General features: G+C 62.0%; 13 protein-coding genes. 8 read left to right on the top strand and 5 right to left on the bottom strand.

The window, feature by feature from the left end; genetic code table 11:
* Positions 1–44 precede the first annotated feature (44 nt).
* Positions 45–1046, bottom strand: coding sequence for a tetratricopeptide repeat protein (locus VDQ28_RS10965; RefSeq protein ID WP_323035974.1), 1002 nt, complete (start codon positions 1044–1046; stop codon positions 45–47).
* Positions 1047–1084: 38 nt separating this feature from the next.
* Complete coding sequence (rocF, locus tag VDQ28_RS10960; protein WP_323035973.1) at positions 1085–2026, bottom strand: arginase; 942 nt, start codon at positions 2024–2026, stop codon at positions 1085–1087.
* A gap of 209 nt (positions 2027–2235) precedes the next feature.
* Here rocF and carA point away from each other — a divergent pair, with 209 nt between their 5' ends.
* Complete coding sequence (gene carA, locus VDQ28_RS10955; protein ID WP_323035972.1) at positions 2236–3399, top strand: glutamine-hydrolyzing carbamoyl-phosphate synthase small subunit; 1164 nt, start codon at positions 2236–2238, stop codon at positions 3397–3399.
* 219 nt (positions 3400–3618) lie between these two features.
* On the top strand, positions 3619–5400 hold the full coding sequence (locus VDQ28_RS10950; RefSeq protein ID WP_323035971.1) for a glycosyltransferase family 2 protein: 1782 nt from the start codon (positions 3619–3621) through the stop codon (positions 5398–5400).
* Between the two features lie 10 nt (positions 5401–5410).
* On the opposite strand, the gene VDQ28_RS10945 is transcribed toward VDQ28_RS10950, so the two are convergent.
* Positions 5411–6061 (bottom strand): GntR family transcriptional regulator, encoded by a 651-nt coding sequence (locus VDQ28_RS10945; RefSeq protein WP_323035970.1) that lies wholly within the window; start codon positions 6059–6061, stop codon positions 5411–5413.
* Positions 6062–6172: 111 nt separating this feature from the next.
* Between VDQ28_RS10945 and VDQ28_RS10940 the strand changes: the two genes are divergently transcribed.
* From VDQ28_RS10940 to VDQ28_RS10930, 3 genes are all read left to right on the top strand, one after another.
* Positions 6173–6814 carry a pyrimidine 5'-nucleotidase gene (locus VDQ28_RS10940; protein WP_323035969.1) on the top strand — a complete coding sequence of 214 codons (642 nt, stop codon included), beginning with the start codon at positions 6173–6175 and terminating at the stop codon, positions 6812–6814.
* A gap of 114 nt (positions 6815–6928) precedes the next feature.
* Positions 6929–7168, top strand: a complete 240-nt coding sequence (locus VDQ28_RS10935) for a hypothetical protein (protein WP_323035968.1) — start codon at positions 6929–6931, stop codon at positions 7166–7168.
* 72 nt (positions 7169–7240) lie between these two features.
* Positions 7241–8431 (top strand): UbiH/UbiF family hydroxylase, encoded by a 1191-nt coding sequence (locus VDQ28_RS10930; RefSeq protein ID WP_323035967.1) that lies wholly within the window; start codon positions 7241–7243, stop codon positions 8429–8431.
* A 370-nt stretch (positions 8432–8801) separates the two neighbouring features.
* On the opposite strand, the gene ftsY is transcribed toward VDQ28_RS10930, so the two are convergent.
* Positions 8802–9854, bottom strand: a complete 1053-nt coding sequence (gene ftsY / locus VDQ28_RS10925) for a signal recognition particle-docking protein FtsY (protein ID WP_323035966.1) — start codon at positions 9852–9854, stop codon at positions 8802–8804.
* A 127-nt stretch (positions 9855–9981) separates the two neighbouring features.
* Between ftsY and VDQ28_RS10920 the strand changes: the two genes are divergently transcribed.
* Both VDQ28_RS10920 and VDQ28_RS10915 read left to right on the top strand, forming a co-directional pair.
* Positions 9982–11004 carry an alkane 1-monooxygenase gene (locus VDQ28_RS10920; protein WP_323035965.1) on the top strand — a complete coding sequence of 341 codons (1023 nt, stop codon included), beginning with the start codon at positions 9982–9984 and terminating at the stop codon, positions 11002–11004.
* 59 nt (positions 11005–11063) lie between these two features.
* Positions 11064–11498 (top strand): hypothetical protein, encoded by a 435-nt coding sequence (locus VDQ28_RS10915; protein ID WP_323035964.1) that lies wholly within the window; start codon positions 11064–11066, stop codon positions 11496–11498.
* On the opposite strand, the gene argE is transcribed toward VDQ28_RS10915, so the two are convergent.
* Positions 11495–12661, bottom strand: coding sequence for an acetylornithine deacetylase (argE, locus tag VDQ28_RS10910; protein ID WP_323035963.1), 1167 nt, complete (start codon positions 12659–12661; stop codon positions 11495–11497). The two genes, VDQ28_RS10915 and argE, sit on opposite strands and share 4 nt — an antisense overlap.
* Before the next feature lie 92 nt (positions 12662–12753).
* Between argE and VDQ28_RS10905 the strand changes: the two genes are divergently transcribed.
* Positions 12754–13230, top strand: coding sequence for an Lrp/AsnC family transcriptional regulator (locus tag VDQ28_RS10905; RefSeq protein ID WP_323038108.1), 477 nt, complete (start codon positions 12754–12756; stop codon positions 13228–13230).
* The last annotated feature ends 8 nt before the right edge of the window (positions 13231–13238 follow it).

Raw genomic sequence — 13238 nt, 5'->3', positions numbered from 1 at the left:
GGCCTAGCCCTTGCCACGGCGCACCGCAACCCCTGCACACCCGTTCAGCGCAACCCGTCCGCCATGTCGCAGGCCTCGGGGTCGCCCTGCCAGCAAGCCCGATCGAGCAACTCGATGGCGCGCGGGATATCCACCGAAACGCCCCGTCCATCCGCCAGCATTCCACCCAAGGTCACACAGGCGAAGGGGTCATTGCCGTCGCAAGCCAGCCCGAACAGCCGGGCCGCCTCGGGAATATCCTGCACCACACCAAGGCCTGCGCGATACACCTCGCCAAGATTGGCGCAGCCGTGAACCTCGCCGCCGTCACAGGCCAGCGCATAGAGCGAGCGCGCGCGCGCCATGTCGCGGGGCACACCCAATTCGATTTCATAGCGAAAGCCCAAAAGGCTGCATCCCAGCAAATCGCCACCCTCACACGCAAATCCCAAGGTTGCCGCGATTTCCGTCTCGGATTCCGAGCCACGCAATTCCTGCTGCTGTGCCATGTCGGTGCAGGCCATGGGCCAGCCAGACCGGCACAACTCTGACAGCGTCGCAAAGCCGGCCGCCTCATCCGCCGGGCCGCCGCGCCCCTCGATGACCATCAACGCATGCGCCGCGCATCCTGGCCGTGCGCTGGGGTCCGGCCATAGCTGGCAGGCCTGTTCATAGAAGCTGCGAGCCGACCGATCCGAGACCCCAAGACCGCCTTGGCCAAGCTCATACAACGCACCAATTTGCGCCGCGCTCACCGCAGGCAAACTCTCGGACGCCGCCCGAAGCAAGCGGAGGGCCCGTGGATCGCCAGGGTTCGCGACGATCAGCGCGCGCGCCAAAAGCACCGCGAAATAGGCGGTCTCGGGATACGCGGCCACGGCGGCTTCGCACGCCGCGATCGCTGCCGGAGCCTGAGACACCGGAATGTCATAGACCTGCGCGCCTCCGTCGAGGCGCGGCATCATCCACAACCCGGCCCGCCGGTCGCAGTCGGTTTCCGGGGGCGCTTGCGCCCACCCGGCGCTGCCCACCAGACACACCAAACCTGCCAAAAGCGTCGCGCGCATCACCAGTCCTTTTCAGCCTGAGCCGAACTCAAAACGCGTCAAGACCGCGCGCGATAACTGCGCGTCGGGCGGTCAAACACCTTGCGCCCCATCAACGAGGCCAACAGGTCCACCATCAGATGCGCCGTGCGCCCGCGTTCGTCGAGAAACGGGTTCAGCTCTACAAGGTCAATCGAGGTCACCAGCCCGGATTCGTGCAGCAACTCCATCACCAGATGCGCCTCGCGGAAGGTCGCGCCACCGGGCACCGTCGTGCCGACCGCCGGGGCCACCATCGGGTCCATGAAATCCACATCCAGTGAGACATGCAGCAAGCCATTGGCCTCTTCGACCCGATCAAGGAAGGCTTGTAGCGGGGCGACGATGCCCTGCTCATCCAACACGCGCATATCGTTGATGGCAATGTCATGGGCCTGCAACGCCGCGTGCTCGGCGGGGTCCACGGACCGGATGCCGAACAGGCAGATATTCTGTGGCGGCACCGGCGCCGGGAAGGGCGGAAACGGCGCAAAAGGCCGCCCGGCCAGATAGGCGACCGGCGTTCCGTGCAGGCTGCCTGAACCCGTCGTGTCCGGCGTGTGGAAATCGCTATGCGCGTCCAGCCACAACACAAACAGCGGGCGATCGACCGATTTCGCATACGCCGCAATCCCGGCCACCGACCCCAAAGACAGACTGTGATCGCCGCCCATGAAGATCGGCAAGCCGCGCGCGGATGCCTCTTGGCCCGCCTTGGCCAAGGCCTCGGTCCAACCCAGTGTCTCGGCCAGATGGTGAATCGCCGGGTTGTCGCACGCGGGCTCGGCGCCGATCCGCAGTGTCACGTCGCCCAGATCCTCGACCCGATGCCCGAGCGACTCCAACACCCGCGCGATGCCAGCCGTGCGATAGGCGGCGGGACCCATCAAGCACCCGGGTACTTTTTGGCCACTATCAACGGGCGCGCCGATCAACAGGCAATCAAGGAATGTTTGAGTCATGGGTCTGGTCTCGCTTTTCGCTGCTATTATATTGTCTATGCCAGCCGCAACTGACAGCGTCACCCTCCGTATCGCATGTTCGCGCACGCGTGTTGAGCTTTTTGCGCTGCCTTTTTCTGCACGCGTCACCATAGCCAAAGCAAACGCCTACCCTTGATTCCCCGCGCCTTCCCTCGTAGAGACAGAAAAATTCAGACAGGAGCCGTCCGATGCCCGCAGCCCAACAGTCGCCGCGCCCGACCGCTTGCCTCGTTCTTGCCGATGGGACCATCTTTTATGGGTTCGGCTTTGGGGCGACTGGCCAGACCGTCGCCGAATTGTGCTTTAACACCGCCATGACCGGCTATCAGGAGATCATGACCGATCCCTCCTATGCCGGGCAGATCGTCACCTTCACCTTTCCGCATATCGGCAACACCGGCGTAAACACCGAGGATGATGAGGCCGATCAGGCGGTCTCCTCGGGGATGGTGGTGAAATGGGACCCGACCGAGCCCTCGAACTGGCGCGCAACCGAAGACCTGCATGTCTGGCTGTCGCGCCAAGGCCGGATCGGAATCGGCGGCATCGACACCCGCCGCCTGACGCGTGCGATTCGCCAGCAGGGCGCACCACATGCCGCCCTTGCCCACGACCCCGACGGCAATTTTGACATCGACGCTCTGCTTGCCAGCGCCCGCGCCTGGAGCGGCCTTGAGGGGCTCGATCTGGCCAAGGAGGTGACCTGCGCGCAAAGCTACCGGTGGGATCAGATGCGTTGGGCCTGGCCCGATGGCTACGCGCCGCAAACCGCGCCGGTCCACAAGGTCGTTGCCATTGATTTCGGCGCGAAACGCAACATCCTGCGCTGCCTGGCCTCGGCCGGGTGCGACGTGACCGTGCTGCCCGCGTCAGCCACCGCCGAGGATGTCCTGGCGCTCAATCCAGACGGCGTGTTCCTGTCAAACGGCCCCGGAGACCCGGCGGCCACCGGTGATTATGCCGTGCCGATGATTCAAGGCGTGCTGGCCGCCGAAGTTCCGGTGTTCGGTATCTGTCTGGGACATCAGATGTTGGCTTTGGCTTTGGGGGCCAAGACCGTCAAGATGAACCACGGCCACCACGGTGCGAACCACCCGGTGAAAGACCTCGAGACCGGTAAAGTCGAAATCACGTCCATGAATCATGGCTTTACGGTGGATAGCCAGACATTGCCCCAAGGCGTTCTGGAAACCCATGTCTCGCTCTTTGACGGCTCGAATTGCGGGATCCGCATGACCGACCGCCCGGTGTTCAGCGTGCAATATCACCCCGAGGCCAGCCCCGGCCCGCAGGACAGCTATTATTTGTTCGAGCGGTTCACGGCGGCGATGGCGGCACGAAAAGCCGCGTGACTGGGCCCTGTTAACCATCGGTTAACGATTCTTGCGCCAAAGTGATCCCAAGCCCGGATAATACGGGCATGGATTGGGATGGACATGAGCCTCAGGCAGTTTCGCGTCAATGATGCGCTCCGCGAGGGGCATGCGGCGCCTATCCCCCTGCAGGCCATGCCGTCGACGCCAAAGATGAAACGCGCGCCACTGGGGGCAATCTTGCTCCGGCATGGGGAGATGACCGCGCCCGATCTGATGCGCGCCCTTGAAATCCAGACCCATCAACAGGCGCGGCTTGGGGATATCCTGCGTGCGCATGGTCTTGCATCCGAGGGTGCGGTCATCGCGGCACTGGCCGAACAATTCGGCACCACCGTGATCGACACCCACGATACCCGCCCGGACCCGCGCCTGATTGATCTTGTCGGCCCCCGGCGATGCTTGCAAATGGGTTGCCTACCGTGGGCGCGCGCCGGGTCGTGCACCTTGGTCGCCTGTTCCGCGCCAGATCGATTCGCAGATCACCGGGCCGAACTCGAGGCGGTTCTTGGGCCGGTAACCTATGGAATTATCAGCGAAACAAACCTTCACCAAGCCTTGATCAATTCGCGCCAAAGCACCTTGCGGTTGATGGCTGAAACCTGTGTCAAAGCCTCGGAAAGCTGCCGGGATTGGGATGGCCCACGGTTCAGCCGCATCATGGCGGGGCTTTTTGTCATGCTCGTCACCGCAATTCTGATCGCCCCGCTGGCCTCGTTTCTGGCGTTGTTCGGGGTTGTCGTGGTGGCCCTGCTCCTCGGCTCCGCCATGAAGATCGCCTCTGCGGTAACGCAATTGCGGTCCAAGTCTCGTGCCGAACGCCAGCCGCCCGACACGACGCTGCGCTTTCCGGTTCGCAAACCGGTGGTGTCGATCATGGTACCCATGTTTCGGGAACCCAACATTGCCCCCCGGTTGGTGAAACGGTTGGGCGCGCTGGATTACCCACGCGAGTTGCTCGATGTGATGCTGGTCGTCGAAGAGGACGATTATCTCACCCGCGACGCCTTGGCCCGAAGCGCCCTGCCGCACTGGATGCGCGTCATACCGGTGCCTGATTCGGACCTGCGCACCAAGCCACGCGCCTTGAACTACGCACTCAATTTCGCACGCGGTTCGATTGTTGGCGTCTACGATGCCGAAGACGCGCCCGCGGCGGATCAAATTCATCGCGTGGTGGATCATTTCGCGCAGGCCGGCCCTGACCTCGCCTGCATTCAGGGCGTTCTCGACTACTACAACCCGCGCACCAACTGGCTCAGCCGCTGCTTTACCATCGAATATGCCGCGTGGTTCAGGCTCATGCTGCCGGGTCTGGAAAAGCTGGGGTTGGTTGTCCCTCTCGGCGGCACCACGCTGTTTTTCCGTACGGAATTACTGGAAAAACTGGGCGGCTGGGACGCGCATAACGTCACCGAAGACGCCGATCTGGGCATCCGGCTGGCGCGTCACGGCTATCGCACCGAGCTCTTGCACACCGTGACCATGGAAGAGGCCAATTGTCGGGTCTGGCCTTGGATCAAGCAACGCTCACGCTGGCTCAAGGGCTACGCGATGACCTACGCGGTGCATATGCGGGACCCAAAAGCGCTGTGGATGCAGCTTGGGGCATGGCGTTTCCTGGGCATTCAAGTGCTATTTCTCGGCACTTTGATTCAGTTTCTCCTGGCGCCGATCTTGTGGAGCTTCTGGATCATGTTGTTTGGCTTTGGTCATCCGCTGATCGAGGCCCTGCCCACCTGGTTTCTGCCCGCCATCGCCAGTGTTTTCCTGCTTGCCGAGGTCTCGGGCCTCGCAATCAACATCATCGCCCTCAGCGCACCCGAGCACCGGTTCCTGCGGGGCTGGGCAATCACCCTGCACGCCTACTTCCCGCTCGCCGCGGTCGCCGCCTACAAAGGGTGCTGGGAAATGATCTCAAGCCCGTTTTACTGGGACAAGACGACCCACGGGATCCATGACACGGTCGCCGACCCGTAAAAACGCGTGCTCACTTGCGCGTACGGTCGCCGGATTCCAATTTCAGCCGAGTCTCGAACGCATGCGAGATATGGTTGCGCAAGGCGTTGTCCGCCGCTTCACCGTCGCCGCGCGCAATCGCATCAACCATCGCCGCGTGTTCGTCCAACGCCTCTTGCCCACGACCTTCCGCCTCCAGAGATGTGGTCGCCAGCAGCGCCATGGACCGATGCACCAGGTCCAATTGTTGCACCAGGAACCGGTTGTGCGATGCCAGATGAATCTGCTTGTGGAATCGTTTGTTGGCGCGGCTCAACGCCTTGGGATTGTTGACCAACGCCAGGTCATCCGCGACCATATCGCGCAAGACTCGCACTTCTTCGATGGTGGCATGTTTGGCCGCCAACCGGGCAGCCAACCCCTCCAACTCGGCGCGCACGGTGTACAGTTCGGCCAGTTGGTTGTGATCCAGCGATGCGACGATCAGCGACCGTCCGTCGCGCGTCAACAAAGATTGCGTCTCAAGTCGCTGCAACGCCTCTCGAATGGGCGTGCGCGATACCCCGAATCGCTCGGCCAGTTCGGATTCCACCAAACGATCCCCTGGCCTATAGATGCCATCATCTATCGCCTGAAGAATCAGCGAATACGCATCGGCCGAGGTCTGGCGGGGCTCATTCATAGGGATTTATCGCCTGTTCTGGAACGTCGGACCGTCTTAACACAACACACCCCCGAAAAGTCCAGCATCACGACGCTTGCGCCGAATCGGCCGGCGCGATAGCTGATCCACATGCCAAACACCGATTTCCTGCATGTCGAGACGTGGGTCTTTGACCTCGACAATACGCTGTATCCACCACAGATGCGTCTTTTCGATCAAATTGATCGCAAAATGACGGATTTTGTCATGCGTGTGACCGGGGCCGACAGTGGCCAGGCTGATCACCTGCGCAAGACCTACTGGCTCGACTATGGCACCACGCTTGCCGGGCTCATGAAGCATCATGACGTCGATCCGGTTCCCTATCTTGTCGAGGTGCATGACATTGATTTTTCAGTGTTGTCACCTGATGTCACATTGCGTGAGGCGCTACAGCGTCTGCCGGGACGGCGCATCGTGTATACCAATGGTTCGGCCCCCTATGCGCGTCGGGTTATCTCGGCGCGCGGTCTCGACGGATTGTTTGACGCGGTTTACGGTGTTGAAGACGCCGACTTTCACCCCAAACCGCAAGCCGAGGCCTTTGCCAAAGTCTTTGCCCGCGACGGGCTGACGCCGAAGAGAGCCGCCATGTTCGAAGACGACATGCGCAATCTGAAAATCCCGCATTCGTTGGGGATGCGAACCGTGCTTGTCACCCCGGAACACGCCGCCTTTGCGCATGTGGATCATCACACCACGGATCTCGCGGGTTTCCTGAACAGTTTGTGACCTCTCGGAACCCGGGCGCAAGTGCCACGATGCCAGGGCGCGGCATTCTGCCCGATGGCGAGGCGCGCCTATAAAATCTATATCTCCGAGACAACTTCAAATCCGGAGATCGACATGGCCAGCGCCGACATCATTGCCCCCGTCAACACCCGCACCATTCGCGCGCGCCTTTTTGCGGCAATAGCCCATGACAATGAACGGGCTCGGGCGGATCGTCCGCTTTATGTCATTCTGGTGCTGCTTTTGGTTTGGGCGGGCGCCGTGGTTGTTTGGGGCCTGCCCGCGCTTTACCTCCCGGCCGCGGTTTTCTCGATCCTGTTTCTGGGATTGCTGGTTGCCATCACAAGGGGCTGACCGCGGCGCGCTGTCGTCTCGCACTTTGCGCAAGGCTGGGCTAAACAGCGTTGACCAAAATCGGAGTGACTGATGCGCGAATCTGTTGATATCCTGATCTCCGGCGGCGGCGTGGCCGGGCTCGCCGCCGCCGCCGCCTTCGGGACGGCCGGGTATTCGGTGATCATTGTTGATCCAGCTCCTCCGGTGACAGACGGCACCGCCCCGGGCGCTGATCTTCGCACCACGGCGTTCTTGCAACCCTCGATCCCGATCCTGACCGACGCTGGCTTGTGGCAAAGGCTCGAACCCTTCGCGATGCCGCTGCAAGTCATGCGAATCGTTGACGCGGGCGGCGCAGAACCCGTTGCGCGCATCCGCCACGATTTCAACGCCGCCGATGTCTCGAGCCAGCCCTTTGGCTGGAACCTGCCCAACTGGCTGCTGCGCCGTGAATTTGTGGCCCGGATCGCCGAGTTGCCGAACGTCGATTTCCGGCCGGGCATCGCCACACACGCAGTTTTCACCCGCGACTCCGAGGCGTTGATCACCCTCTCAGACGGTGCACAGATTTCCGCAAAACTCCTGATTGCCGCAGACGGCCGTAATTCCGCCGTGCGCAAGTCTGTGGGAATCGGCGTGAAAACCACCCGCTACGGACAAAAGGCCTTGGCCTTTGCGGTCACGCATCCTGACCCACATGACAACGTCTCGACCGAGGTACACCGCACCGGCGGGCCATTTACCCTGGTGCCCTTGCCAGATCATCAAGGCCAGCCCTGCTCGGCGGTGGTGTGGATGGACAAGGGGCCAGAGATCGAGCGCCTGCGTGCCCTCTCGCACGCCGAGTTTGAAAGCGCGATGAACACCCGGTCGTGCGGCCTCTATGGCGCGCTGAAACAGGCAACCCCCCTCACCGTCTGGCCGATCATTACCCAACTGGCGGACCGCTACACAGCACAACGCACCGCATTGATGGCCGAGGCCGCGCATGTCGTGCCGCCAATCGGCGCGCAGGGGCTGAACATGAGCCTTGGCGACCTGACCGCGCTGCTCGACCTGTCAACACCCGACACGATTGGCACGCGGCCAATGCTCGATACGTATCATCGTCGCCGCTGGCCCGAAGCCAAGCTGCGACTGGCTGGGGTCGGCGCGCTCAATCGAGCGTCGATGATCGAAAACCGCGCCCTGCGCGATGCACGCGCGGGAACCCTGCATGCCCTCTACTCGCTGGCCCCGGTTCGGCGGGGGCTCATGCAATTGGGCATTGGCATGCGCTAAGAAAAAAGAGGAAAGGGGCGTTGCCCCTCTCTTGGCTTCGCCAATTCACTCCCCAGGATATTTTTCGGAACAAAGACCGACACTTTGATTGTCCATGTCGGTGGTCCGGTCGGCGTTTCTCAATTCTTGAGAGCCGGAAAACTCGGAGCGGAGACCAAGGACATGGCAAGCGGTGGGTGACAGGACGGGCGCGTGTTCTGACAAGGTTTCAGGCCTGAAAACTCTGAAGTCGATCTCCGAGTGCGTCTTGCGGCGATCTACCGACGGTCAGATCGTATTAACTTGGCCTTTGGGTCCTCGGAACCGCTTGATCCGGATGTGCCTGAGTATTCCTCATCCCCGGACTGATGGGGCGCCGTGATCGGCGGGGCTAGGCGATATCGCTTCCGGTTAGGGCCGCGGCGAATTCGGCTGGATCAAATGGGGCGAGATCATCGATTTGCTCGCCCACGCCGATTGCATGAATTGGCAAGCCGAACTTGTCGGCCAAGGCGACCAGAACCCCGCCGCGCGCGGTTCCATCGAGCTTGGTCATGATCAGGCCGCTCACATCGGCGATCTGCCGGAAGACCTCGACCTGTGTCAGCGCGTTTTGACCCGTCGTCGCGTCGAGGACCAGCAGGGTATTGTGTGGCGCGGTCGGATCTTTCTTGCGGATCACACGCACGATCTTGGCCAGTTCCTCCATCAGATCGGTGCGGTTTTGCAGACGTCCTGCGGTGTCGATCAGCAACAAATCCGCGCCTTCGGCTTGCGCACGGGTCAACGCGTCAAAGGCCAGAGACGCCGGGTCCGAGCCTTCGGGGGCAGTCATGACCGGCACCCCGGCGCGGTCACCCCAGACCTGCAATTGCTCAACGGCCGCCGCGCGGAAGGTGTCGCCCGCCGCGATGATCACGGTTTTCCCCGCCTGACGAAATTGCGACGCAAGCTTGCCGATCGTCGTGGTTTTCCCGGCACCATTGACCCCGACCACCAGAACAACCTGCGGGCGTTTGGGGTAAATCGGCATCGGGCGGGCAACAGGCGTCATGATCCGGGTGATTTCGCCGTTCAACGCGGATTTGATCTCGGCGGTGGTCACTTTGCGACCGAACCGCGAGGCGGCAATATTGGCGGTGACTTTCAGCGCCGTTTCAACCCCAAGGTCGGCTTGCACCAGCAAATCCTCGAGGTCCTCGATCATGGCGTCGTCCAATACGCGCCGCGGAGCCTCGGTGCGCCCGGTCAAGCGCGCCAGAATTCCAGATTTCGCGGGCTGTGGCGCGGCGGGTGTCGTGGCCTCTTTGACCGTCGGCGCGGGTACGGGGGAGGGCGCGTCTTCGGGCGCGACGGGCGCGGATGTTACCAGGGCATCCAGACCCTCATCCAGTTTCGCGGACGAGCGGAACATGCGTTCCTTGAGTTTGTTGAAGAAGGACACGCCGACCTCCTGCGCCAGTTAGGTGAATAGTTACGTCTTGCAGCTAGCCTATGAGGGCGCCTTATGGAAGAGGGGCGCGGCAAACCGCCCATTTCTGTCCGATATTCCCTGTTGTATGATTGAGTCTATGCGCCTTGCTGCCTTCGCCCTTGCCACGTTGACACCCGCCGGATTGCTGATTTGCGGGGCGCTTTGGGGTGGGGTCTGGATATGGGCGGCGCTGGCTTCCATCGCCTTTCTCTGGCTGTTCATGGACGCGCTTGCGGCCCTGGCCCCGTCCGAGGGTGAGTTTCCGGCAGGCGACGGATTGTTGGCGCTTCTGGGGGTCTTGCAGATCAGCCATCTATTGCTGGCGTTGTGGGCGCTGACAGGGCGGTTGCACGGCGTGGAATGGGTCGCCGGGTTGGTCGCCTTTGGCCTGTTTTTCGGTCAGATCGGCAATCCGGCCGCGCATGAATTGATCCATCGTGCCGACCGACGCCTCATGCGGCTGGGTCAGGTCCTGTATGTTGCCTTTCTTTTTGGGCATCACACCTCTGCGCATCGCTTGGTGCACCATATCCATGTTGCGACGCCTGATGACCCCAATTCCGCGCGGCGCGGCCAAGGGTTCTGGCGCTTCTTGTCGCGGGCGTGGATCGGCAGCTTTCGCGCGGGCTATGCCGCCGAGCGCGCGATGTCGGCGCGCTCAAAGGGCACCTACACCAACCCCTATCGCTGGTATCTGGCTGGCGAGGCGCTTTGTCTGGTTGCGGTTGGTTTGGTCTTTGGCGCGGCCGGGCTCTTGGTTTACCTCATCCTCGCCGCGCACACGCAGTCGCAATTGCTGGTGTCGGATTATGTCCAACACTATGGGCTCAGACGCAGGGTTTTGGCGGATGGCCGCCTCGAGCCGGTTGGCCCGCAACATAGCTGGAATGCAACCGGGTGGTATTCCTCGGCAATGATGTTGAACGCACCCCGGCATTCCGACCACCACGCGCACCCGTCACGCCCCTACCCCCAGCTGATCCTGCCGCCGCAAGCCCCTTTGCTGCCATTGCCGCTGCCGGCGATGGCGATTCTGGCGCTGTTCCCACCGCTTTGGCGTCGTGTGATGGACCCGCGTCTGGCGCAGGTAGAAGCCGTCTCGCGGCATCGTGACGGCTAGGCACTGGCCCTTCGCCGGGCACTCTGGCAAGGTGTCACCAGAAATTGCCGGAGGTTCTCATGCGCGCCCTTGTTTCCATGCCGTCCCTGTCGCTTGCCGTGTTCCTTCTGGCAACCGCCCTGCCCGCCTTGGCGCAAGAGGCCAGCGAAACGCCGATGAATGCGCAATCCTTTGATGAATACACGCAGGGTAGAACCCTCAGTTACAACGTTGACGGAACCCCGTATGGTGTAGAGCAATACCTGCCCAATCGTCGCGTGCGTTGGACCTTCATTGGCGACCAGTGCCAAGATGGTGTCTGGTATGAGCGCAACGGAAACATCTGCTTCCTGTACGAGAATGAGCCGGCGAACGAACAATGCTGGGAGTTCTATCGCACCGAAACCGGGCTTCGCGCCATTTTCCAGGGCCTCGATGGGCCGTCGACGGAGTTGTACGAAGTCGAGCAGAACAACGCGCCGATGGCCTGCCTTGGGCCTGGGGTTGGCGTCTAGCCAGTCGCTGCCACGCGCGCGCCGAGTTGTCGCAGCAGGTTCAGGCATTGATCCAACTGGCGCAGGGTAACGAATTCATCGGGTTTGTGCGCTTGCGCAATCGACCCCGGCCCGCAGACGATCACATCCATGCCAAGCTGCTGGAACAGACCTGCCTCGGTACCAAAGGGTACGAGGTCGCTCTCATTCGCGCCGGTCAATTCCGCCACCAGATCGCGAATCGCGTTCTGCGCCATGGGCTCCAGACCGACCACATCGCCGATCACCTCGGTCCGGATACTGGCTTGCGGGTAGATCCCGCGCATCGCCGGTAGAAGCGTTTCGGCGCAGTATCGCTCCAGATCCGCTTGGACGAATGCCGCATCCGACGCCTGCACCGGGCGCATTTCCCAGTCAATCCGCGCCTTGCCCGGGATGACGTTATGCGCGACGCCGCCGATCAGAGCGCCGGTGTTGATGGTGGACCAGGGCGGCTCGAACCGGCTTTCCGGTGGGCATCGGCGGCGCAATTCATCCTTGAGCATCAGCAACCGCGCGACATAGCGCACCGCAAATTCAACGGCATTCACGCCGTTGTCAGGCGTGGAGCCATGCCCCTCCAGCCCGGTGAAATGGGTCGAATACTCGCAACACCCCTTGTGACCCTCGATAATGCGCATCTCGGTCGGCTCGCCGATCAGCGCCATGGCCGGACGAAGCCCGCGCGCACGCAGCAAGGCGACCAGCGCCTGCCCTCCCAGACACCCGGTTTCTTCGTCATAGGTAAAGGCAAAATGTACCGGGCGCGACAGCTTGCGCGCCGCAAACTCCGGCGCCATCGCCACCGCGGCCGCGATAAACCCCTTCATGTCGCACGCGCCACGCCCGAACAGCGCGCCGTCACGCTCGGTCAGGGCAAAGGGATCGCTGGACCAATCCTGATCGGCCACCGGCACGACATCGGAATGGCCGGACAAGACAATCCCACCATCCCCCTCCGGCCCGATTGTTGCCCACAGATTTGCTTTCGCGCCGGTATCATCGGCAATCACCTCGACCCGCGCGCCTGCCCGTTCCAACCGGTCGGCCAGATAGCCGATGCAGGCCAGGTTGCTGTCGGCCGAAATCGTCGGGTATGAAATCAAGTCCTGTAAAATGGACTGGGTTTGCAGGAGTGTCGTCATGTCGCAGATCCGGTTGCCTCAGATCGAGGATGGCAGACCGGCACCGGCCACGATAGAAGGAAAACGACGCGCGATTGATCAGAAAGACCATGCTGAAACTCGATGCCCGCGATATCGCCATCCTTCGGGTGCTGGCTCAGGACGGGCGGATCACCAAAACCGCCCTCGCGGCGCGTGTCGGCTTGACGCCCACGCCGTGTTGGGAACGCTTGGCGAAACTGGAAAAGGCGGGCCTGATCGACGGCTATGGCGCGCGGTTCAACCTGCGCAAACTCGGCCCCAGCATGACGGTTTTCGTCGTCGTGGAATTGGCCGACCATACCGCCGCCAGTTTCCGCGCTTTCGAGGCCGCGATGCAGCATTTCGACGAGGTGCAGGCCTGTTGGGCCTTGGGCGGCGGATATGACTATCTGCTGCAAGTGGTGACCAAGGATATCGAGGCGTATCAAGAGCTTATCGACACGATGCTAGAGGCGCGCCTGGGGTTGACCCGGTATTTCAGCTATATCGTGACGAAATCCGTCAAAGGCCCCTCCGCCCCACCTTTCGAGGCGCTGCTCGGGCAGTGATTTCACCT

This window comes from Pararhodobacter sp., from assembly GCF_034676545.1.
Lineage (GTDB): Bacteria > Pseudomonadota > Alphaproteobacteria > Rhodobacterales > Rhodobacteraceae > Pararhodobacter.
This window is presented reverse-complemented; position numbering and strand designations above follow the sequence as displayed.